At 69.8% G+C, this 21,155-nt stretch carries 18 protein-coding genes; 7 read left to right on the top strand and 11 right to left on the bottom strand.

Annotated features, from left to right (window positions below):
* Nucleotides 1-53: 53 nt before the first annotated feature.
* Both DLJ53_RS00780 and DLJ53_RS00785 read right to left on the bottom strand, forming a co-directional pair.
* Nucleotides 54-1,028: a bifunctional riboflavin kinase/FAD synthetase gene (locus DLJ53_RS00780; protein ID WP_111343911.1), complete on the bottom strand. Its 975-nt coding sequence runs from the start codon at nucleotides 1,026-1,028 to the stop codon at nucleotides 54-56.
* Nucleotides 1,025-1,870, bottom strand: a complete 846-nt coding sequence (locus DLJ53_RS00785; RefSeq protein WP_111341490.1) for a TIGR01459 family HAD-type hydrolase — start codon at nucleotides 1,868-1,870, stop codon at nucleotides 1,025-1,027. The genes DLJ53_RS00780 and DLJ53_RS00785 overlap by 4 nt, the downstream gene beginning before the upstream one ends.
* A gap of 174 nt (nucleotides 1,871-2,044) precedes the next feature.
* Here DLJ53_RS00785 and mutL point away from each other — a divergent pair, with 174 nt between their 5' ends.
* The 6 genes from mutL to tolB all read left to right on the top strand — a co-directional run bounded on the left by mutL (nucleotide 2,045) and on the right by tolB (nucleotide 8,273).
* A complete protein-coding gene (gene mutL, locus DLJ53_RS00790) occupies nucleotides 2,045-3,931 on the top strand; it encodes a DNA mismatch repair endonuclease MutL (RefSeq protein WP_202912940.1) in 1,887 nt (628 codons plus the stop codon).
* Complete coding sequence (locus tag DLJ53_RS00795; protein WP_111341493.1) at nucleotides 3,928-4,338, top strand: YbgC/FadM family acyl-CoA thioesterase; 411 nt, start codon at nucleotides 3,928-3,930, stop codon at nucleotides 4,336-4,338. Before mutL ends, DLJ53_RS00795 begins: the two co-directional genes overlap by 4 nt.
* 296 nt (nucleotides 4,339-4,634) lie before the next feature.
* Nucleotides 4,635-5,309 (top strand): protein TolQ, encoded by a 675-nt coding sequence (gene tolQ / locus DLJ53_RS00800; protein WP_111341496.1) that lies wholly within the window; start codon nucleotides 4,635-4,637, stop codon nucleotides 5,307-5,309.
* 12 nt (nucleotides 5,310-5,321) lie between these two features.
* Nucleotides 5,322-5,768 carry an ExbD/TolR family protein gene (locus DLJ53_RS00805; RefSeq protein WP_111341499.1) on the top strand — a complete coding sequence of 149 codons (447 nt, stop codon included), beginning with the start codon at nucleotides 5,322-5,324 and terminating at the stop codon, nucleotides 5,766-5,768.
* A gap of 1 nt (nucleotide 5,769) precedes the next feature.
* Nucleotides 5,770-6,813, top strand: coding sequence for a hypothetical protein (locus tag DLJ53_RS00810; protein ID WP_111341502.1), 1,044 nt, complete (start codon nucleotides 5,770-5,772; stop codon nucleotides 6,811-6,813).
* Nucleotides 6,814-6,941: 128 nt separating this feature from the next.
* On the top strand, nucleotides 6,942-8,273 hold the full coding sequence (tolB, locus tag DLJ53_RS00815) for a Tol-Pal system beta propeller repeat protein TolB (RefSeq protein WP_111341505.1): 1,332 nt from the start codon (nucleotides 6,942-6,944) through the stop codon (nucleotides 8,271-8,273).
* 57 nt (nucleotides 8,274-8,330) lie between these two features.
* Here tolB and DLJ53_RS00820 read toward each other — a convergent pair whose 3' ends face one another.
* From DLJ53_RS00820 to DLJ53_RS00860, 9 genes are all read right to left on the bottom strand, one after another.
* A complete protein-coding gene (locus DLJ53_RS00820) occupies nucleotides 8,331-9,185 on the bottom strand; it encodes a M48 family metallopeptidase (protein ID WP_202912941.1) in 855 nt (284 codons plus the stop codon).
* A 208-nt stretch (nucleotides 9,186-9,393) separates the two neighbouring features.
* Entirely contained in the window at nucleotides 9,394-11,019 is a 1,626-nt protein-coding gene (locus DLJ53_RS00825) for an ABC transporter ATP-binding protein (protein ID WP_111341508.1), read from the bottom strand.
* 91 nt (nucleotides 11,020-11,110) lie between these two features.
* Entirely contained in the window at nucleotides 11,111-11,446 is a 336-nt protein-coding gene (locus tag DLJ53_RS00830; protein WP_111341511.1) for a carboxypeptidase-like regulatory domain-containing protein, read from the bottom strand.
* A complete protein-coding gene (locus DLJ53_RS00835) occupies nucleotides 11,436-12,011 on the bottom strand; it encodes a hypothetical protein (protein WP_111341515.1) in 576 nt (191 codons plus the stop codon). Before DLJ53_RS00835 ends, DLJ53_RS00830 begins: the two co-directional genes overlap by 11 nt.
* A gap of 160 nt (nucleotides 12,012-12,171) precedes the next feature.
* Nucleotides 12,172-13,359 (bottom strand): ABC transporter permease, encoded by a 1,188-nt coding sequence (locus DLJ53_RS00840; protein ID WP_111343917.1) that lies wholly within the window; start codon nucleotides 13,357-13,359, stop codon nucleotides 12,172-12,174.
* 53 nt (nucleotides 13,360-13,412) lie between these two features.
* Nucleotides 13,413-14,519 (bottom strand): microcin C ABC transporter permease YejB, encoded by a 1,107-nt coding sequence (locus tag DLJ53_RS00845; protein WP_111341518.1) that lies wholly within the window; start codon nucleotides 14,517-14,519, stop codon nucleotides 13,413-13,415.
* A 28-nt stretch (nucleotides 14,520-14,547) separates the two neighbouring features.
* Nucleotides 14,548-16,395, bottom strand: coding sequence for an extracellular solute-binding protein (locus tag DLJ53_RS00850; protein ID WP_111341520.1), 1,848 nt, complete (start codon nucleotides 16,393-16,395; stop codon nucleotides 14,548-14,550).
* Entirely contained in the window at nucleotides 16,392-18,308 is a 1,917-nt protein-coding gene (locus DLJ53_RS00855) for an extracellular solute-binding protein (RefSeq protein WP_111341522.1), read from the bottom strand. Before DLJ53_RS00855 ends, DLJ53_RS00850 begins: the two co-directional genes overlap by 4 nt.
* A gap of 139 nt (nucleotides 18,309-18,447) precedes the next feature.
* On the bottom strand, nucleotides 18,448-18,837 hold the full coding sequence (locus DLJ53_RS00860) for an MAPEG family protein (RefSeq protein WP_226573261.1): 390 nt from the start codon (nucleotides 18,835-18,837) through the stop codon (nucleotides 18,448-18,450).
* Between the two features lie 99 nt (nucleotides 18,838-18,936).
* On the opposite strand from DLJ53_RS00860, the gene DLJ53_RS00865 reads away from it, so the two are divergent.
* Nucleotides 18,937-21,153 (top strand): protein-disulfide reductase DsbD family protein, encoded by a 2,217-nt coding sequence (locus DLJ53_RS00865; RefSeq protein ID WP_111341524.1) that lies wholly within the window; start codon nucleotides 18,937-18,939, stop codon nucleotides 21,151-21,153.
* Nucleotides 21,154-21,155 lie beyond the last annotated feature (2 nt).

Consider the following 21,155-nt stretch of genomic DNA (forward strand, 5'->3'; position numbering starts at 1 on the left):
GCGCGACGGTGGCCGAGACCGCTGCCGCCGGCCGCGCCGTGGTCGGCGATGTCCTAGAAGTTCAGCGCCGCGTCGACATCGGAGAGGGGTGCGAGGTTCGCGAGCGCCGCGCGGGCCTCATCCGCGTCGCGGTCGATCTGCACCTTCAGCTCCTCCATGCCGCGGAACGCGACCTCGGGGCGCTGGTAGCGCTCGAACACGACCCGCAGCGCCTTGCCGTAGAGATCGCCAGAATAGTCGAAGACGTACGTCTCGAGCAGCGGGGCGCCGTTGTCGAAGGTCGGGCGGCGGCCGTAGCTCGCGACGCCGTCCCGCCATTCGCCGTCGATCAGGACCCGGACGGCGTAGATCCCGTGGCGCAGGCCCGACGCCGGGTCCAGTGCCTGGTTGGCGGTCGGATAGCCCATCTCGCGGCCGCGCTTCTCGCCGTGCCGCACCTCGGCCGTCACCGCGTAGCGCCGGCCGAGGAGCCGCGCCGCGGCGGTCACGTCGCCGGCCGCCAGATGCTCGCGGATGCGCGTCGAGGAGATCACGCCGCCGTCGCTGCAGGGCGCCACCGTCTCCGTCGCGAAGCCGTGCCGCCCACCCTCGCGGGCCAGCAGGTCGCCGTCGCCGCGCCGCCGGGCGCCGAACTTGAAGTCATGCCCGACGACCACCGCGGACGCGCCCATCTGCTCGACCAGCACATGCGCCACGAAGTCCTCGGCGGACTGGCGGGCCAGCGCCTCGTCGAACGGGACGACGACCATCGCATCGAGGCCGACGGCGGCCATCACCCGCGCCTTCTCCTCGGGCGGCGTCAGGCGGAAGATCGGCGCCTTGGAGAAGAAGGCGCGCGGATGCGGCTCGAACGTCAGCCCCACCGCCGGCCGGCCGCGTGCGATCGCCGCGTTCAGCACCGTCTGGTGGCCGCGATGCACCCCGTCGAAGTTGCCGATGGCGACGACCCCGCCCGTCAGCTCCGCCGGGAGCTCGGCGAGCGGAAGCGGCGCGTCGCTGCGACGGGGCGGATGCGCGGCCCCGGTCACCACGACAGCCTCGGCGCATAATAGCGCGAATCGAGCCCGTCCTTCGCGAGGCGCTCGGCGACCAGCTCGGGGTCGGGCGTGCCGGTGCCGCCCACCTCGCGGGCGTGAATGCCGTCGGTGAGGAAGAGCGCGTCGTAGCCCTGGTTGGAGGCGCCGCGGATGTCCGTCGGCAGGCCGTCGCCGATCACCAGGATGCGCCCGGCGTCCGGGCGGTGGGCGAAGATCTTCTCCCGCGCCGCGTCATAGGCGAGGCCGTGCGGCTTGCCGATCCAGATCGCGTCGCGCCCCGCCGCCTCGACCAGTTTGGCGAGCGCGCCGGCGCACCAGACGAGCTCGTCTCCGCGCTCCACCACGATGTCGGGGTTGGCGCACAGCACGGGCGTTCCGCTCGCCGCGATTCGCGCCATTTCGTCGCGATAGTCGTCGGGCGTCTCGACGGTGTCGTCCCGCAGGCCCGCGATGACGACCGCGTCCGCCGCCTCTGGATCGCTGACGAGGGTCATCGCGTCGTTGTAGAGGCCGAGGTCGCGGTCGGGCCCGATATGGTAGATCCGCCGCGCGTCCTTCTCGGCCAGCGTCTTGATGACGACGTCACCGGAGGACAGGATCGCGTCGTAGGCGTCCTTGCCCGCGCCGAGCGAGGCGAGGTGGGAGCGCACGGCGCTCGACGGGCGCGGCGCGTTGGTCATCAGGACGACCGGCCCCTTCTCGCGAAAGCGGCGCAGCGCGTCGGCGGCGTCGAGATGGGCGTGGATGCCGTCGTGCAGAACGCCCCAGACGTCACACAGGATCGCATCGTAGTCGTCCGCGATGGCAGACAGGCCGGAAAGCGCAATGGGCATAGGTGTGGCGAAACGTGTGGACGGCGGAGTGGATGAGAACGCCCGCAATCGTGCGAGCGCCCGCCTGCCCTAGCGCAATCATGCCGCGCGTCATAGACCCAAGAGCGTGAGTGCGGTGACAGCCACCTATGCTGCACGCGGGACGGCCGGCCATCGAACGGGGGTGAGCGCGACGTGAGCGATGCCTCGACCATCACCGGTCCCAGCGTCCGGCGGCTCGACGAGCGGCTGATCGACAAGATCGCCGCCGGCGAGGTCGTCGAGCGGCCCGCGAGCGCCGTCAAGGAGCTGGTCGAGAACGCGCTCGACGCCGGTGCCCGCGCGATCGACGTCACCGCGGAGGCGGGGGGCACCGCCCTCATCCGCGTCGCCGACGACGGCCACGGCATCCGCACCGGAGAGCTGGAGCTCGCGGTTCAGCGCCACTGCACGTCCAAGCTCCTCGACGCGGCCGGGCTCTCCGCGATCCTCACCATGGGCTTCCGCGGCGAGGCGCTGCCCTCCATCGGCGCCGTCGCGCGGCTCTCCGTCGTCAGTCGCCACGCCGACGGCGACGCGGCGTCGATCACCGTCGAAGGCGGCCGCGTCGGCCCGGTGGAGCCCGCCGCCCGCGCGATCGGCACCACCGTCGAGGTGCGCGACCTCTTCTTCGCGACCCCGGCGCGGCTCAAGTTCCTGAAGTCCGACCGGTCCGAATCGTCCGCCGTGTCCGACACGGTGAAGCGCCTCGCGCTGTCCGCCCCGCACGTCGCCTTCACGCTCACCCTCAACGGACGCCGGCAGGAGTTCCCGGCCGGGTCGCCCCGCCAGCGCGCCCGCGACGTACTCGGCGCCGAGTTCGCCGACGAGGCCATCGACCTCGACATCGAGCGCCACGGGGTGCGGCTGATCGGCCATCTGGGGCTGCCGACCTCCGGCCGGGCGTCGAGCCAGTACACCTACGCGTTCGTCAACAACCGCGTGGTGCGCGACAAGCTGATCGCCCAGGCGATGCGGGCGGGATACCAGGACGTCATGGCCCGCGACCGTCACCCGGTGGCGGTCATGTGGATCACGCTCGACCCGGCGCTGGTGGACGTCAACGTCCACCCGGCGAAGGCGGACGTGCGCTTCCAGGACGCCAACGCCGTGCGCGGGCTGATCGTCACGGCGATCCGCCGGGCCCTCGCCGAGGCGCCGGCCACCGCGTCGCGCACCGTCTCCTCCGCGGCGCTCGCCGCCCTCTCCGCCCGCCCCACGTCCTCGCTGGTCGAGGACGACGACGAGCCTGTCGGCGCGCCGGCGGGAACGCCGCAGGGCTTTTCCGAGCCGGGCACCGCCTACCGGAGCGGCCCGCGCAGCCACGCGCGCCCGTCGCCGATGATGTACCCGCCGCGCGGGCGCGCCTTCCACTCCGCGCCGCCCCCGCCGCGCACCAGCGCTCCCGCGCCCGGCGAGTGGGTCCCCGGCCACGACGACGCCGCCGGGGAGCCGGCCGGGGACCACCCCCTCGGCGCCGCCGTGGCGCAGGTCCACGGCAACTACATCCTCGCCCAGACCTCGGACGGGCTCGTCGTCGTCGACCAGCACGCGGCGCATGAACGCATCGTCTACGAGGCGCTGAAGGCGTCCGCCGCGACGCGGGAGCCGGCCGCGCAGGGGCTCCTGATCCCCGAGGTGGTCGAGCTTCCGGTCGAGGACGTCGACCGCCTCGCCGAGCACGCCGGGACGTTCGCCCGCCTCGGCCTCACTCTTGAACCGTTCGGCGCCGGCGCCGTCGTGGTGCGCGAGACCCCCGCGGCACTGGGCAACTTCGATATCGCCAGACTGGTCAGGACGCTCGCCGACGAGATCGCCGACTGGGGGAGCGCCGGGGCCCTGGAGGCGCGGCTCGACCATGCCGCCGCGACGATGGCGTGCTACGGTTCGGTCCGTTCCGGCCGGCAGCTCAAGGTGGACGAGATGAACGCGCTCCTGCGTCAGATCGAGACCACCCCGTCGGCCGGGCAGTGCAACCACGGCCGGCCGACCTTCGTGTCGCTCACGCTGGCCGAGATCGAGAAGCTGTTCGAGCGCCGATGAGCACCACCTTCGCCACCGAGGTCCGGGTCTACTTCGAGGACACGGATTTTTCCGGCCGCGTCTATCATGGCGCCTACATCCGCTTCCTGGAGCGCGGCCGCACCGAACTCCTGCGCGCCTCGGGGCTCGACCATGCCGCCCTCGCCGCGCAGGATCCCCCCATCTATTTCACGCTGCGACGGATTGACGTCACCTTCCACGGCCCCGCCGTGATCGACGACCTCCTCACCATCGAGACGTCGCCGATCGAGGCGGGACGGGCCAACTTCCTGTTGGATCAGCGGATTTTGCGCGAGTCGACGCGCCTCGTCTCGGCCCGGGCGGAGCTGTGCCTGATCGACGCGCGTGGTCGGCCGCAGCGCCCCTCGCCCGAAGTGCGTGCCGCGCTATCTCCCACTCCCGTCTGAGGACCCGAATCGCCGCGCCTTCCGGCGATCCCCGCGGGGAATCGACACCGTCGCACCGGGTCCCCGGGCCGTCTGGTTTGCCAATCAATTCAAGATCGGATGAAATGCTCTGATCGTGCGACGCTCTAGCCACATCGAAGGCGACGCGTTAGAGGGACCGCGGTTCGATGCGGTCGGTACCGCTTGACTGTGACTTTTGCTCTTGGAGTGTTGCGTGTGACGCGCTGCCGGATGGCCAGTCGGCCGCTGCCCCTCGCGGGCGCGACGAGTGTCGCTCACGCGAGGGACCTTGCTTGATGGGTGACGAATTCTCTTTGGTGTCGCTGTTCCTACAGGCGCACATCGTCGTCAAACTGGTGATGCTCGGCCTGATCCTGGCCTCGTGCTGGTGTTGGGCGATCATCTTCTACAAGATCGTTTCGTTCCGGCGGATCCGCTCGCGGATCGTCGCCTTCGAGGACGACTTCTGGTCCGGCCAGTCGCTGGAGGAACTGTACCAGAAGCGCGAGGACGAGGATCCGGACGGGGTCGCGGCGGTCTTCGTCGCGGCGATGCGCGAATGGAAGAAGAGCCACGAGGGCAACCGCCCCGCGCTCTCCTCGCTCGCCGACCGGATCGACCGCGTGATGAACATGACGCTGGCCCGCGAGGGCGAGCAGATGGAGCGCGGCCTGATGGTCCTCGCCTCGGTCGGCTCGGCGGCGCCCTTTATCGGCCTCTTTGGCACGGTATGGGGCATCATGAGTTCGTTCCAGTCGATCGCCGCGTCCGATTCCACCAACCTCGCCGTGGTGGCCCCCGGTATCGCCGAAGCGCTGCTCGCGACCGCCATGGGTCTGCTGGCCGCCATCCCGGCCACCATTTTCTACAACAAGCTCGCAACCGACGTGGGCCGTATCTCCGGTCAGATGGAGGGATTTGCCGATGAGTTCCTGGCAATCCTCTCGCGGGAGATCGATGAACGGCGTTAGGAGGCTCTTGCCATGGGGATGAGTAGCCCCTCCGGGGCCCGTCGCACCGGCCGTGGCCGGCGTCGCGCCCGCTTCCAGCCAATGAGCGAGATCAACGTCACGCCGTTCGTCGACGTGATGCTGGTGCTGCTCATCATCTTCATGGTGGCCGCGCCGCTGCTGACGGTGGGCGTGCCCATCGACCTGCCGGAGAGCCAGGCGAACCCGATCGAGGGCCGCACGGACCCGATCAACATCTCCATCACGCCCGAGGGCGCGATCTACGTGAACGAGGCCGAGGTCGCGATCACGCAGCTCGTCGACCGCCTCGGCCAGGAGACCGCGGGCAACCTCGAGGAGCGCATCCAGGTGCGCGGCGACGCGTCGGCCAACTACGGCATCATCATGCGCGTGATGGGCCGGCTGAACCGCGCCGGCTATAACCGCCTCGCCCTCGTGACGACCGAGGAACCGAGCTGACATGCGCGCGGCGTTCATCGTCTCGTTCCTGCTGCACCTCGTGATCCTCGCCGCGGCCGTGATCACGCTGCCGAGCAGCCAGGGCTTCACGCCGCCACCGGTGGCGGCGCTGCCGATCGAGATCATCACGATCGACGAGAAGACGGACGTGACCGAGGGCAAGGCCGAGGAGACGGTGGTCGCCATGGCCCCCGCGCCCGAGACGGTCGAAAGCGAGACCGAGCCGCAGCCCGAGGAGATGCCGGGCGCCAACGACCAGGAATCGGACCACATCGCGACCAACGAGGACGCGATCGACTCCCAGGCCATCTCCACCGCCCCCGAGGAGGCCGGCGAGCCCGAGCCGCAGCCGGAGGAATCGGAGCCCGTCGACGAGGTGATGCAGGAGCCGGTCCCGGAGACCGCGCCCGAGCCCGATCCCGTCGAGGCGCCGACCGAGACCGCCGCCGCGCCGGAGCCCGACCCCGCCCCGGCCGAACCGGAGCCGGCGCCCGCCGCCGAGCCGGAGCCGCAGCCCGAGGTCGCCGCGACCCCGCCGCCGCCGGTGCCGGAGAAGGTCGTGCCGCGCTCCCGTCCGCCGCGGCCGCCGCGGCGCACGCAGACCGCGCGGCAGGAGACCCCGCGCGAGGACGCCTTCAACGCCGACCAGATCTCCTCGCTGCTCAACCGCACCGCCGCGTCCGGCGGCGGTTCGGGCCGCGCTCAGGCGAGCGCCGGCACGGCGAGCGGCCGCGCCAACGCCGCCCAGACCGCGACGTTCACAGACGTCCTGATGTCCCGACTGCGGGAATGCTGGATCCGCCCGGCCGCCGTCGGCCAGGAGGAGGAGCTCGCCATCGTGGTGCAGTTCACCCTCTCCCCGAACGGCAACATCGATCGCATCGTCGACGTCCGCGCCCGCGGCATCGGCCCGATCTTCGACGTCGCCGCGGAAGCGGCACGCCGCGCCGTGCTCAAGTGCGCGCCCTACGACTGGCTGCCGGCGGACCAGTACAATCTGTGGCAGGAGCTGCAGGTGACGTTCGATCCGCGCGAGTTCCAGTAGGTACCGTCGCCCCGCACCCGCTGCGGGGCCCTTCTTCGGCGGGCGGCCCTCCGTCCTTCGCCGCGTCCGGGGTAGCGGGATAAAGGCCGCTGCCCTAGGAAAGACCTGTTCCAACTAAGGGTGTGCTCATGCTCTCGCGCATCAAGCTATACGTGGCGACATTGGCCAAGCCGATCCTGGCGGCCGCGGCCGTGGTGGCAACACTGTCGTCACCGGCGAGCGCGCTCGTATCGATCGAGGTGACCGGCGGCGACGTCCGTCCGCTCCCCATCGCGATCCCCTACTTCACCAGCCAGACCGGCGACCAGCTCGGTCAGCAGATCTCGCAGGTGGTGATGGACGACCTCGTCGGGTCGGGCCTCTTCGCCGCCGTGGACCGCAGCCTGTACCAGCCGCCCGTCGTCGGCGTCGAGGTGGTGCCGATGTTCGCCGACTGGCGCGCGATCGGCGCCGAGGCGCTGGTAACCGGCTCGGTCGTCCAGGCCGGCGGCGGCCAGCTCCGCGTCGAGTTCCGGCTGTGGGACCCGCTGCAGGAACAGCAGGTGGTCGGCCAGCAGTTCACGACCACGCCGGACAACTGGCGCCGCGTCGCCCACATCGTCGCCGACGCGATCTACGAGCGCCTCACCGGCGAGGCCGGCTACTTCGACACCCGCATGGTGTTCGTCGCCGAGTCCGGTCCGAAGAACGCCCGCGTGAAGCGCCTCGCGATCATGGACTATGACGGCGCCAACCTCAGCTACCTGACCGACGGCAAGACGCTGGTGCTCACCCCGCGCTTCAGCCCGGCCGGCCAGTACGTGACCTACATGAGCTACGAGGGCGCCCAGCCGCAGGTCTTCCTGCTCGACCTCGAGACGGGCAAGCGCCAGCTCCTCTCCAAGCAGGGCAACATGAGCTTCGCGCCGCGCTTCTCGCCGGACGGCTCCACGGTGGTGATGAGCCTGCAGGAGGGCGGCAACGCCAACATCTTCGCGATGAGCCTCCGGGGCGGCGCACCGCGCCGGCTGACCAGCACCCCGGCCATCGACACCGGCCCGTCCTACTCTCCCGACGGCTCGCGAATCGTCTTCGAGAGCGACCGGGGCGGCACGCAGCAGCTCTACGTGATGAACGCGGACGGCTCGAACCAGCAGCGCATCTCGTTCGGCGAGGGGCGCTACTCGACGCCGGTGTGGTCCCCGAAGGGCGATCTCATCGCCTTCACCAAGCAGGCTCAGGGGCGCTTTGCCATCGGCGTGATGCGCCCGGACGGCTCGGACGAGCGCATCCTCACCTCCGGCTTCCACAACGAGGGCCCGACCTGGGCGCCGAACGGGCGCGTGATCGCCTTCTTCCGCGATTCGGGCGGCCCCAACGGCGGACCGGGCATCTGGACGGTGAACGTGACCGGCCGCAACGAGCGGCAGCTCCGCCTCAACACCTTCGCCTCAGACCCCGCCTGGTCGCCCAAGCGCTGAGGCCGTCGAGGCCGCTCCGACCGGGCCGTTGGCCGGCCCGGACCGGGCGTGGGCGCCTCAGTCGGCGCCGATGGCGTGGAGCATGCGGCCGTTGCGCTTCAGCCAGGCGCGGGCCGCTTCGTGGTTCGGGTCGAGCCGGGCGTTGAGGCGCCAGAACGCCGCCGAGTGGTTCAGCTCGACGAGGTGGGCCACCTCGTGGGCGGCCACGTACTGCAGGACGAACGGCGGCGCCAGCACCAGTCGCCAGGAGAACGACAGGACGCCCGACGGGCTGCACGAGCCCCACTGCGCCCGGGTGTCCTTCACCTTCATCATCGACGGCCGCTTGCCGACCTTCGCGGCGTAGACCGCGACCGCGGCCTCGAGGTCGGCCCGCGCCTCCGCCTTCAGCCAGGTGGAGAGGCGGCGCGCCACGTGTTCAGGCGCGCCGGGGACCCACAGGAGGCGCCCGTCGTCCTCGGTCTCCTCGACCGATACCGTGCCGCGGATGCGGCCGGTGCCGCGGATCTCGTGGTCCTCGCCGCGTAGCGGGATGATGGCGCCCTCCGCGAAGGAGACGACGGGGCTGCGCTCGGCGAGGCGCGCGGCGAGCCAGCCGGCCTGCCCGCGCACGAATCGCTCGGCGCTGCCGATGGGCGCGCGCACCGGGATGGTGACGATGGGAGAGGCCCCGCCCGGCGGCACGCGCAGGGTCATGCGCCGCGCGCGGGAGGCCCGGCGCAGCTCCACGACCGCCGGCCCGTCCGGAAGGTCGACCGTGATCTCCTCGCGCTGCGGCAAGTCCGGCTTGGCCGCGACGACCGGCGAGCGCCGGCCCGCGTAGCGTCGCGTCATCGCCCGCGCCCCGTCCGCAGCGGCGCGCAGCCCGGTCTTCCAGTCGGTGAGGTCTCGCCAGTCCACGTGCCGCCCCATGCCCGGCCCATCCGCCGCGGCGCGATCGTCCCCGCAGGCGACGGCGATGTCCACCCTACCGAGACGACTGTCGAGGCGTTTGCCAGCGGCACGCGAGCCGGCCCGTCAACCATGGGGTTCCTCCGAATGCAGGGCGGAGAGGCTCGCGGGGTTCGCGAATCATCCGGCCGGCGAACGACCACCTTACATCCGAGCGGTGAATAAAAAGTCAGTCCGCGACCGCGGCACCGGGCGTCGCCTTGTGGTGGAGGGCGGCCGCCATCAGCGCCTTGGTGTAGTCGGTCTCAGGTGCGTCGAAGATCTGGGCGGTCGGACCGCGTTCGACAACCTTTCCCGCCTTCATCACCAGAACTTCGTTGGCGAGCGCCCGGACCACCTGCAGATCGTGGCTGATGAACAGGAAGGTCAGGTCGTGCGCCTTCTGCACCTCGCGCAGCAGGTCGACGACCTGGGCCTGGACCGACCGGTCGAGCGCGCTGGTCGGCTCGTCGAGGACGATGAGGTCGGGCTCCAGCACCAGCGCGCGGGCGATGGCGATGCGCTGGCGCTGGCCGCCGGAGAACTCGTGCGGGTAGCGGTTGCGCATCTCGGGGTCGAGGCCGACCTCCTCGAGCGCGGTGACGACCCGCTCCTCCCGCTCGGCGGCGGTGAGGCCGGAGTGGATCGTCAGCCCCTCGGCGATGATCGACCCGACCGACATGCGCGGCGACAGCGACCCGAAGGGATCCTGGAAGACGATCTGCATCTTCGAGCGCATCGGCCGCATCTTCGACCAGGAGTGCTTGTCGATCTCCTCGCCCATGAAGACGATGCGCCCCTCCGAGGAGATGAGGCGCAGGATCGCGAATCCGAGGGTCGACTTGCCCGACCCCGATTCGCCCACGATCCCCAGCGTCTCGCCCCGGCGCACCGTGACGTCGATGCCGTCCACCGCCTTCACGTGGCCGACCGTGCGGCGCAGGACGCCCCGGCGGACGGGGAACCAGACCTTGAGGTCGTCGGTCTGGACGATGATCGGGGCGTTCATGTCCGGCAGCGGGGCGGTGCCCTTCGGCTCGGCCGCCAGGAGATGGCGGGTGTAGGCGTGCTGCGGGTTCTGGAACACCGCCTCGGTGCGGCCGGTCTCGACCACCTTGCCGGCGGTCATGACGGCGACGCGGTCGGCGATGGAGCGCACGATGCCGAGGTCGTGGGTGATGAACATCATCCCCATTCCGGCGCGGGCCTGCACCTCCTTCAGGAGCGTCAGGATCTGCGCCTGGACGGTCACGTCGAGCGCGGTCGTCGGCTCGTCGGCGATGAGGAGGTCCGGCTCGTTGGCGAGGGCCATCGCGATCATGACGCGCTGGCGCTGGCCGCCGGAGAGCTGGTGCGGGTAGCTCTTCAGCCGCTCCTCGGGATTGGCGATGCCGACGGCGTGCAGAAGCTCCAGCGTGCGGGCGCGTGCGGCGCGCTCGCCGAGGCCCTGGTGGATCTTCAGGATCTCGCCGATCTGCTTCTCCACCACGTGGAGCGGATTGAGCGAGGTCATCGGCTCCTGGAAGATCATGGTGATGTCGTTGCCGCGGACCTTCTGCATCTCCCGGTCGGAGAGGCTGAGGAGATCGCGGCCCTTGAACATGATCCGGCCCGACGGATGCGACGCGGCCGGGTACGGCAGGAGCCGTGCGACCGACAGCGCCGTCACCGACTTGCCGGACCCCGATTCGCCCACCACCGCGAGCGTCTCCCCCGGCGCCACCTGGAGCGAGACGTGGTCGACCGCGAGCTGGGTGCGGCCCTCCTGCCGGAAGGCGACGGAGAGGTCTTCGATGGAGAGGAGGGACTCTGGCAAGTCGTTATTCCCGGCGCACCTTTGGACGTTCGCCCAGTCTAGCGTGCGCCGGGAGAGGATGCACCCGGAGGCGGATTAAATGTCGGCAAGCTCAGTCCGCCTGCAGGACCTTCAGATTGCTGTCCCCCGTCACGGTCAGCGGGCGCCGGACCGTGCCGCTCCGGCCGGGCACCTCGACGGTGTACTGGCCGGGCGGAACCGAGTCGGCCCGGAAGAAGCCGTCACGGTTGGTCACGGCGGAGGTGCAATGCCCGTTGCCGCAGATCGAGATGCGGCCGTAGGGGATCCCGATGCCCTCCGCCGTCACCACCTTGCCGCGCAGCTCCTGCGCGGTGGCGCCGGCCGGGGTGAGCGCAATCGCCGCGGCGAGGGACAGGTGCACGGGCGCCAGTCGCGTGAGCGGGCCGAGGATGCGTCTAGTTCGCATGGCTCAGCCCCGCGACCTGCTGCTCGCGCCATTTCGCGAGCGTCACCGCCGGGAAGCGGAATTCACGCTGGCCGTACTTGTCCGCCGCCGCGAGGTTGAGGTCGGCATGCTCGTGCCCCGCGTACTCGAGGATGACGCGCTCGAAGGGCCAGACGATCTTGCCGTTCTCGTCGGTCGGCGCGCGCACGTTCATCGACCAGGTGACCGTGCCGTCCGGCGCGGCGCTGGCCGAGTCGGCCCGGGGTTCCAGCGTCAGCACCAGGAGGCGCGGGTCGAAGTCGCCGCGGTGGGTGATCCCCTCCAGATTGAGCGTCCCGCGGACGACGTAGAGCGACGCGAGGTCGTTCATCGGCGGCTTGTAGTAGTAGAAGACGAACGGGGCCGCGACGAACATCGTCACGAGGAAGTACATCGCAAAGGCGCCGCCGAGTTTGAGGGTCAGACCCTTGAAGGGCCCTTCCACGATCTGCCGCTCCGGCGCAAAACAGTAGATGAGAAGCGCAGGTACGAGCGGCACCAGCACGACCAGTGCGAATACGATGAGTAGCTCGACAAAAGCGTCCATGAAAAGCACCCGATATCGTATTAACAATCTCAAATTGATATCGGATATGGGGGCGTTCAGCAACGCGCGCATCATCGCACGCAGCAGAACGTGACGGCGATGACATCACATTTATTTGTGCCTTGAAGAATCAGGGCCTCACGGGCCCTGATTCAGGAGGTCAGGCGAAAGTCTTGCGCGGGTCGAACGCGTCGCGGACGCCTTCGCCGATGAAGATCAGCAGCGAGAGCATCATCGCCAGCACCGCGAAGCCGGTCAGGCCCAGCCACGGCGCGCTGGGGTTGTTCTTGCCCTGCGCGAGCAGCTCGCCCAGCGACGGCGAGCCCGGCGGCAGGCCGAGGCCGAGGAAGTCGAGCGACGTGAGCGTCGTGATCGACCCGGACATGATGAACGGCAGGAAGGTCAGCGTCGCGACCATCGCGTTCGGCAGGAGGTGCCGGCGCATGATCGTGACCGAGCCGACGCCGAGCGCGCGGGCGGCCGCGACATACTCGAAGTTGCGCGCCCTCAGGAACTCGGCGCGCACCACGCCCACCAGCCCGACCCATGAGAACAGGAGCAGGATCCCGAGCAGCAGGAAGAAGCTTGGCATGAACACGGAGGAGAAGATCAGGATGAGGTAGAGCGAGGGCACCGAGGTCCAGATCTCGATGAAGCGCTGGAACAGGAGGTCCGTCCAGCCGCCGAAGTAGCCCTGGACCGCTCCGGCGGCGATGCCGATGACCGACGACAGGACCGTGAGCACGAGGCCGAAGATGACCGAGATGCGGAACCCGTAGATCGCCCGTGCCAGCACGTCCCGGCCGAGATCGTCGGTGCCGAGCCAGTTCCACGTCCAGACCGAGCAGGCCGGGTCGTCGACACCGCCCGGAAGGGTCCTGCAGCGCTCCTCCTTGGTGAAGGTCCACGACGGCGCGGACGGCAGCGCGGTCGGCGGGTTCTTGTTCTCGGAGCGGTAGTCGTAGCGGATCGGCGGCCAGAGCATCCAGCCGTTGGCGTTGATCTCCTCGCTGATGAACGGGTCGCGGTAGTCCGTGCGGGCGAGGAAGCCGCCGAACTTCTCCTCCGGGTAGTCGACGAAGACGGGGAAGAGGACCTCGCCCTTGTACATCGCCACCAAGGGCCGGTCGTTGGCGATGAACTCGGCGAACAGCGCCAGGATGAACAGCGGGATGAAGATGCAGAGCGAGGAGAAGCCGAGCCGGTGCCGCTTGAAGATGGCCCAGCGCCGCGCGTTGATGGTCCGGCTGCCGCCGAAGCCGCCGCCGGTCGGGAGCTGGGTCGCCTCGCGCTCGGCGGGCGGCAGGGCGATGTCGACGGTCTCCGACGGATCGGGCGCGCCGGGCATCGCGTCCTCGCGCGGCGTGTCGGGATCCTCGTTGCGCTTGTGCTCGTCCATCGTCAGACCTCGCGGCTTTCGAAGTCGATCCGCGGATCGACGAGCGTGTAGGTGAGATCGGAGACCAGGTTCACGACGAGCGCCAGCAGCGAGAAGACGTAGAGCGTGCCGAAGACGATCGGGTAGTCACGGTCGAACACCGCCTCGAAGCCGAGGAGGCCCAGCCCCTCCAGGCTGAAGATCGTCTCGATCAGCAGCGATCCGGTGAAGAACGCGCCGATGAAGGCGCCCGGGAAGCCGGCGATGATGATCAGCATCGCGTTGCGGAAGACATGGCCGTAGAGGACCTGCGGCTCCGAGAGGCCCTTCATGCGCGCCGTCATCACGTACTGCTTGCGGATTTCCTCCAGGAAGGAGTTCTTCGTCAGCAGCGTGATGGTCGCGAAGGCGCCGGTCGACATGGCGATCAGCGGCAGCGTCATGTGCCAGAAATAGTCCGCGATCCGCGCCGGCCAGGAGAGCTCGTGCCAGTTCTCCGACGTCAGCTCGCCGAGCGGGAAGATCGACCAGAACGAACCGCCGGCGAAGAGGATGATCAGGAGGATCGCGAACAGGAAGCCCGGTATCGCGTAGCCGATGATGATGACGCCCGACGTCCAGATGTCGAACACCGACCCTGCCTTCACCGCCTTGCGGATGCCGAGCGGGATCGAGATCACGTACGATATCAGCGTCATCCAGAGGCCGAGCGAGATCGACACCGGCAACGCCTCGACGATGAGCTCGGAGACGCGGCGGTCGCGGAAGAAGCTCTCGCCGAGGTCGAAGGTCACGTACTTCTTGATCATGATCCAGAAGCGCTCGACCGGGCCCTTGTCGAACCCGTACTGGCGTTCCAGCTCGGCGATGAGCTGGGGGTCGATGCCCTGGGCGCCGCGGTAGGAGCTGTTGCCGCCGCCGCCAGCGCCCTGCCCGGTCCCGGCGAAGTCGCCGGCGGCCGTGCCGCCGGAGATGCGGGCGGTGGAGCCGACGTCGGTGCCCCGCAGCTCGGCGATGGCCTTTTCGACGGGTCCGCCCGGAGCGAACTGGATGACGACGAACGAGATGAGGAGGATGCCGAAGAGGGTCGGCACCATCAGGGCCAGGCGGCGGACGATATACGCGAGCATCAGGCGGGGACTCGGCGCGAGAGCGGGATCATGCGTTCCTCGACCACCAGGTGGTTTCTACCGGGAATTCGTAGTGGGGTTTCTTCTCGGGGATGCCGAACTCGTCCCAGTAGGCCACGGAGTGAACCGCTTTGTACCATTGCGGGATCCAGTAGTGACCGACCCGCAGCACGCGGTCCATCACCCGCGCCGCGGCCACCATCCCCTCGCGCGTCCCGGCCGTCATCATGGCGTCGAGCATGGCGTCCACCACCGGGTCGGCGATGCCCGGGAGATTGTACGACCCGGACACATTGGCCGCGCTCGAGGCGAAGAACTGGCGGATGGAATCGTTCGGCGTCGGGCCGAACGCGAACCGCTGGGTCATCAGGTCGAAGTCGAAGTTGACGATGCGGAGCTGGTACTGCGTGGCGTCGACAGGCACGGCCCGCGGCTCGACCCCGATGGTGCGCAGCGTGTTGGCGAACGGCAGCCATATCCGTTCCGACGTGGGCTCGGACGGGTAGAGGTACTCGACGACCAGCGGCTCGCCCTTGGCGTTGACGAGCTGGCCGTTGCGCCGCTCCCACCCGGCCTCGGCGAGAAGGTCCGAGGCGCGGCGCAGGTTGTTGCGGTCGCGGCCCGAGCCGTCCGACACCGGCGCGGTCCAGGCCGGCCCGAACACGGCGGGGTCGACCTGGTCGCGGAAGGGCTCCAGCAGGGCCAGCTCGGCGGCCGACGGCTCCCCCTCCGCCATCAGGTCGGAGTTCATGAAGTAGGACTGGGTACGGGTGTAGGCGCCGTAGAAGAGGTGCTGGTTCTCCCACTCGAAGTCGAACGCCCAGCCCAGCGCCTCGCGCACGCGCTTGTCGGCGAACTTCTCGCGGCGGGTGTTGATGAACCAGCCCTGGGCGCCTGCGGGCCGGTTGTCCGGAAAATCGCGGCGGATGACATCGCCGCGGGTGATCGCCGGGAAGGTGTACTCCGTCGCCCAGACCTTGGAGGTGAACTCCTCGCGGAAGTTCTCCTTGCCGGTCTTGAACGCCTCGAACGCCAGCGTCCGCTCGCGGTAGAGGTCGATGCGGATACGGTTGAAATTGTTGTGGCCGATGCCGGTGGCGAGCGCATCGCCCCAGTAGTCCTTCCGTCGCTCGAAGTTCAAGTAGCGCCCGGGCCCGTACTCGCCCACGGTGTAGGCGCCGGAGGTAACGGGGACGTCGAGCTTGGCGGCGGTGAAGTCGTTCGCCTCGTAGTAGGCCTTGCAAAGCACGGGGTAGGTCGCGATCAGCGGCGGCATCCGGTTGGAGGCGCCGTCCTTGAAGGTGACGACGGCGGTCAGCGGGTCCGGCGCCTCGAGCGAGGCGATGTTGTCGGTCAGCGGCTGGGCGTAGGCAGGGTGACCGTGCTTGCGGATGACGTCGAACGAGTAGACGACGTCCGCCGACGTGATCGGGGAGCCGTCCGAGAAGGTGAGGCCGTCGCGCAGGACGAAGGCGTAGCGCTGGCCGTCGATCTCCACCGCCTCGGCGATGTGGCCGTAGACGGCGTCCGGCTCGTCGAGCCCGCGCACCATCAGGCCGGAGTGGGTCAGCTCCATCAGCGGCGGCGAATCGCCCCGCAGGATGAACATGTTGAAGGTGTTGAAGGTCTGCAGGTTCTGATTGCCGGCGGCGGACGACGGGACCAGGCGCAGCTCCCCGCCGCGCGGCGCGTCGGGGTTCACGTAGTCGAAGTGGGCAAACCCCGCCGGGTGGCGCGCCTCGCCGAAGACGGCGAGGGCGTGGCGCCGCTCGGCGGCGGCGGCACGCGGGATGCGCCACGGGGTGGCGGAAAGCGCCGTGGCGGCGCCGGCAAGCTCCAGGACGCGGCGCCGCGTCAGCCGGACGCCACCGCTCATGAGCGGCCCTCCACGGTCGCGGCCTTCTCGGAGTCGTACCACCAGATGGTCGGGAAGCCCGAGCCGTAGGGCGGGATGTCGTCCGGCCGGCCGAAGATGTTCCACCGGGCGGTCCGCTGGTTCGGGGAATAGAACAGCGGGACGACGTAGTTGTGGGCGAGGAGCACGCGGTCCAGCGCATGCGTCGCGGCCACCAGCTCCTCGCGGTCCTTCGCGAGGATCACCTTCTCGATCAGGGCGTCGATGCCCGGGTCCTTGATGCCGGCGTAGTTCTGCGACTGGGGCTGGTCGGCGGCCTCGGAACCCCAGAAGTACGCCTGCTCGTTACCCGGCGAGCTCGACTGGCCCCACGCGAGGGTCGACATCTCGAAATCGCGGGTGCGGACCTTCTCGACGTACTGCGTCGAGTCGACGACGCGGAAGTTGAGGTTGATGCCGATGCGCTTCAGGCTGTTGGCGTAGGGCAGCACGTAGCGCTCGGACGCGGGCGAGTTGTCCACGAAGTCGATGACGAACGGCTGGCCGGTCTCCACATTGACCATCCTGCCGTCGCGGATCTCGTAGCCGGCCTCGCGGAACAGCTTCACCGCCTCCAGCGCGTTCGCCCGCACCTTCTCGGGCGTGCCGCCGACGGGGTTGGTGTACGGCTCCGTGAACACACTCGCCGGGACGAGGTCCTTCACCTCTTCGAGGATCTCGAGCTCCTTGCCCTCCGGCAGGCCCGTCGAGGCGAGCTCGGTCCCCATGAAGTAGGACGAGATGCGCTCGTACTGGTCGTAGAAGATGGTCCGCTTCTGCGATTCGAAGTCGTACATCAGGTTGAGCGCGCGGCGGATGCGCTCGTCCTGGAACTTCGGCAGGCGCAGGTTCATCACGAAGGCCTGCATCACACCCTGCGAGCGGATCGGGAACTCTTCCTTGATGATGTCGCCGCGCTTCAGGGCGTCGCTCTCGTACGCGGTGGCCCAGTTCTTGGCGCTGTTCTCCGTCCGCCAGTCGAACCGGCCGCCCTTGAAGGCCTCCACCAGGATCGTCTGGTCGCGGTAGACGTCGTAGCGGATCGTGTCGAAGTTGTTGGTGCCGACCTGGGAGGGGAGGTCCTTCGCCCAGTAGTCGTCGACGCGGTCGTATTCGATGAACCGGCCCGGCTCGAAGCGGGCGATCTTGTAGGGGCCGGAGCCGAGCGGCGGCTCGAGCGTGCCCTGGGTGATGGAGCGCTGCGAGCCGTCGGCGGCCGTCCCGGTCCACCACGCCTTCGGGAGCGGCTGGAGCTGGCCGACGATGTACGGCAGCTCGCGGTTGCCCGGGCGGGCGAAGGTGAAGCGCACGACGCCGTCGTCCACCACCTCGGCCTTCACCACGTCCTTGTAGTAGAAGGCGCGGTTGGGGTCGGCCTCCTTCTCGGCCGTCAGCGTCCAGGCGACGTCCTCGGCGGTGATGGGCGTGCCGTCATGCCACTTGGCGTTCGTGTCGATGTGGTACTCGACCCACGCGAAGTCGTCCGGATAGCGCATCCTGTCGGCGATGAGCCCGTAGGAGGCGGAGATGTTCTGCTCGTCCATCGAGGGCGTCATCAGCGGATCGTAGATCAGCGAGATTCCGGGGGCGGGGTTGCCGCGCTGCAGGATGGGGTTGAACGTGTCGTACCCGCCAGGGTCCGCGAGGCGCACGCGCCCACCCTTGGGGGCCTCCGGGTTCACGTAGTCGAAATGCTTGAAGTCGGCCGGATAGCGCGGATCGCCGGTCAGCGCGCCGGCGTGGCGCCACGCCGGCTCGGCGGCGCTCGCGGCGCCGGTCGAACCGGAGGTGCTCGCGGCGTCGGGCGCGGCGGTGGCGTCCGACGAGGCCGATTGGGCCAGCGCGCTCGGTGCCACGGCAAGCGAAATCAAGAGCGCCCATAGCGTGGCACGCATGTCACACCTCCTCATTTGTCTTGGCTCGGGACATTATCTTGAGAGTGACTTCGCGCAACCCGCCAAGGCCCTGTCTGAACGAGATGTAATCGCGCCGGGCGCGGCCCGAACGTCGCAGTTGTTGCTCGCCCCTGCCGTCTCAACTCCATAAAGCCGACGTGAAAATCGCCACACTCACCGCGGTGGACACCGCGAAGAGCCCCGACCGCACGAGCGACAAATTGGCGTAGTACGCAGCTGTGAAGAGGAGGCGCAGCACCACGTAGGCGACGGCCAGCGCATCCACGGTCGCCCTGTCCGCCCCGGTCAGACCGGCCACGATCACCGCCGCGGCGAAGAGGGGAAAGGCCTCGTAGGCGTTGAGGTGCGCCGCGTAGGCCCGTCTGCGGAAGCCGGTTTGCCCGGCGTGCCGCGCGCGTGGGTCGCGGTTGTCGAGCTTGCGGTCGAACTTGGCAGGGTAGACGGTGAGGAGCGGCAGGATCGCCGCCACGAGGACGCACCAGAGTGCCGTCGTGAATTCCAGTCCCAAGGGACGAACCTCCGCGGTCTCGCAAACGTGAGCCGTCCGACTTTGCGCTCGATCACTAGCGGCTTTAAGTCAACAATCGCACTGGAGAAACCCGGTTCAATGCTGCGCTCGATCTGTCTCGCTGCCGTTACGGCGACCCTGTCCCTCGCCGCGGCGCTCGGCTCGCCCGCGCTGGCGGACGAGGCGGCGCGGGTCGACGCGGGGCATCTGCATGCGCGCTTCCTGCTGCGCAACACGGTCACCGCGCCGGGCGACACCGTCGACATCGCGATTCGCCACCAGCTCGACGAAGGCTGGCACACCTACTGGACCAATCCCGGCGATTCGGGCGGCCCTCCGGTGGTGGACTGGGACCTCGGCGGCGGCACGGCGGGACCGCTGCGCTTCCCCACGCCGGAGCGGATCCCCTACCCGCCGCTGATGAACTACGGCTACTCGGGCGATTTCACGCTCCTCACCAGCCTCACCGTGCCGGCGGACTGGCCGGTCGGCGCGCCCTGGCCGGTCTCGGCGCGGGTCGACTGGCTGGTGTGCGAGAAGATCTGCATCCCCGAGAGCGCCAACGTCACCTTCAAGGTACCGACCGGGCTCGACAGCGAGCCCAACTCGGCCGCCGCCTTCGCCTTCGTGGAGGCCGGGTGGGACCTCCCGGTGGAGAGCGACGCGGCCGCAACGTTCGAGCGCGCCGGCGACAAGGTCCTGCTGACCGTCCCCGGCGCATCCGCCGAGGACGCCTACTTCTTCCCCGAGGACCGCGAGCTCCTCGACCACGTCGCCGCCCAGCCCGCCGAGGCGACCGACGGTGGCGTCCGCCTGACGCTCACCCCCGCCGGCCACCCGCTCGGGAGCACGTTCTCGGGCATTCTCAGCACCGCCAAGGGCGCCACTCGGATCACCGCCACCGGCGAGGCGGACCCCGTCCCGCCGCCCGCCGCCGCATCCACCGCCCCGCCGCCGAACGGCGGAACCGGCGACGGCGGCGACACGACCGTCGCCACGGCACCGGCGCAGACGGCGGCGGCCCCCGCCCCCGCGCCGCTGGCCGCCGCGGTTCCCGGACCGACCGCGACCGCGGGCCTAGGGCTGTGGCAGGCGCTCGGCCTCGCCTTCCTGGGCGGGGTGATCCTCAACCTCATGCCGTGCGTGTTCCCGGTCCTGGCGGTGAAGGCGCTCGGCCTCGTGGCGCACGCCGACGCACCGCTGCGCCACCGCGCGGTCGTCGGCGGCGCCTACATGGCCGGCGTCATCGTCAGCCTCGCCGCGGTCGCCGCGATCATGCTGGGTCTGCGCGCAGGGGGGGCCGCGATCGGCTGGGGCTTCCAGCTCCAGAGCCCGGCCTTCGTCGCGGCCATGACGCTGGTCCTCTTCGTGTTCGGCCTCAACCTCTCCGGCGTGTTCGAGCTGGGCACGACCTTAACCCGCTTCGGTGCGCGCGGCGGCAGCGGACCGGCGGCGGCCTTCTCCACCGGCCTCCTCGCCACCGTCGTCGCGACCCCCTGCACCGCGCCGTTCATGGCGCCGGCGATGGGCGCCGCGCTCGTCGCCTCGCCGCTCTTCGCGATCGCGGTGTTCGCGGCGCTCGGCGTCGGGCTGGCGCTGCCCTTCGTCCTCCTCGCCGTGGCGCCGGGCGCGGCGCGCATCCTGCCCAGGCCGGGCATGTGGATGGTGCGCTTCAAGCAGGCCCTCGCCTTCCCGCTCTACCTGACGGCCGCGTGGCTCTTCTGGGTACTGGCGCAGCTCGTCAGCGTCGAGTCGCTGCTGCCGGCGATGGCGGCCCTCGTCCTCGTCGCGATGGCGGCGTGGCTCTTCGGCCTGTCGCAGCGCGGCTCCGGCCGCTCGCACCGCGTCGCCTCGGGCCTCGCCGCCGCAAGCCTCGCCCTCGCCCTCGTCGCGCTGTGGCCGGCGCTGAGCCCGATGCCGAGCGCCATGGCTCTCGGCTCCTCCCTCAAGGAGCCGCTCGGCCAGGGCGCCGTCCTGCCCCGGCACGAGGAGCCCTTCAGCCCGGAACGGCTCGCCGCGCTGCGCGCCGAGGGCAAGCCCGTCTTCGTCAACGTCACGGCCGCGTGGTGCATCACCTGCAAGGTGAACGAGAAGGTCGTCCTCTCGGGCGCGGCCTTCCGCGGCGAGCTCGCCCGCAACGACGTCACCTATCTCAAGGCGGACTGGACGCGGCGCGACCCTGAGGTCACCCGCTTCATCGAGGAGTTCGGCCGCGCCGGCGTGCCGCTCTACGTGCACTTCCCGGCTGACGGCGAGCCGCAGGTCCTGCCGCAGATCCTCACCCTGTCGACGCTCCGCACCGCCTTCGAAAGCTGACC

This window comes from Acuticoccus sediminis, from assembly GCF_003258595.1.
Classification (GTDB): domain Bacteria; phylum Pseudomonadota; class Alphaproteobacteria; order Rhizobiales; family Amorphaceae; genus Acuticoccus; species Acuticoccus sediminis.

Coding starts and splice junctions, on each gene's coding strand:
- DLJ53_RS00785 (WP_111341490.1), bottom strand. CDS start 1,870: ATGCCCATTGCGCTTTCCGGCCTGTCTGCCATCGCGGACGACTACGAT.
- DLJ53_RS00795 (WP_111341493.1), top strand. CDS start 3,928: ATGAGCACCACCTTCGCCACCGAGGTCCGGGTCTACTTCGAGGACACG.
- tolQ (WP_111341496.1), top strand. CDS start 4,635: ATGGGTGACGAATTCTCTTTGGTGTCGCTGTTCCTACAGGCGCACATC.
- DLJ53_RS00805 (WP_111341499.1), top strand. CDS start 5,322: ATGGGGATGAGTAGCCCCTCCGGGGCCCGTCGCACCGGCCGTGGCCGG.
- DLJ53_RS00810 (WP_111341502.1), top strand. CDS start 5,770: ATGCGCGCGGCGTTCATCGTCTCGTTCCTGCTGCACCTCGTGATCCTC.
- tolB (WP_111341505.1), top strand. CDS start 6,942: ATGCTCTCGCGCATCAAGCTATACGTGGCGACATTGGCCAAGCCGATC.
- DLJ53_RS00820 (WP_202912941.1), bottom strand. CDS start 9,185: ATGGGGCGGCACGTGGACTGGCGAGACCTCACCGACTGGAAGACCGGG.
- DLJ53_RS00830 (WP_111341511.1), bottom strand. CDS start 11,446: ATGCGAACTAGACGCATCCTCGGCCCGCTCACGCGACTGGCGCCCGTG.
- DLJ53_RS00835 (WP_111341515.1), bottom strand. CDS start 12,011: ATGGACGCTTTTGTCGAGCTACTCATCGTATTCGCACTGGTCGTGCTG.
- DLJ53_RS00840 (WP_111343917.1), bottom strand. CDS start 13,359: ATGCCCGGCGCGCCCGATCCGTCGGAGACCGTCGACATCGCCCTGCCG.
- DLJ53_RS00845 (WP_111341518.1), bottom strand. CDS start 14,519: ATGCTCGCGTATATCGTCCGCCGCCTGGCCCTGATGGTGCCGACCCTC.
- DLJ53_RS00850 (WP_111341520.1), bottom strand. CDS start 16,395: ATGAGCGGTGGCGTCCGGCTGACGCGGCGCCGCGTCCTGGAGCTTGCC.
- DLJ53_RS00855 (WP_111341522.1), bottom strand. CDS start 18,308: ATGCGTGCCACGCTATGGGCGCTCTTGATTTCGCTTGCCGTGGCACCG.
- DLJ53_RS00865 (WP_111341524.1), top strand. CDS start 18,937: ATGCTGCGCTCGATCTGTCTCGCTGCCGTTACGGCGACCCTGTCCCTC.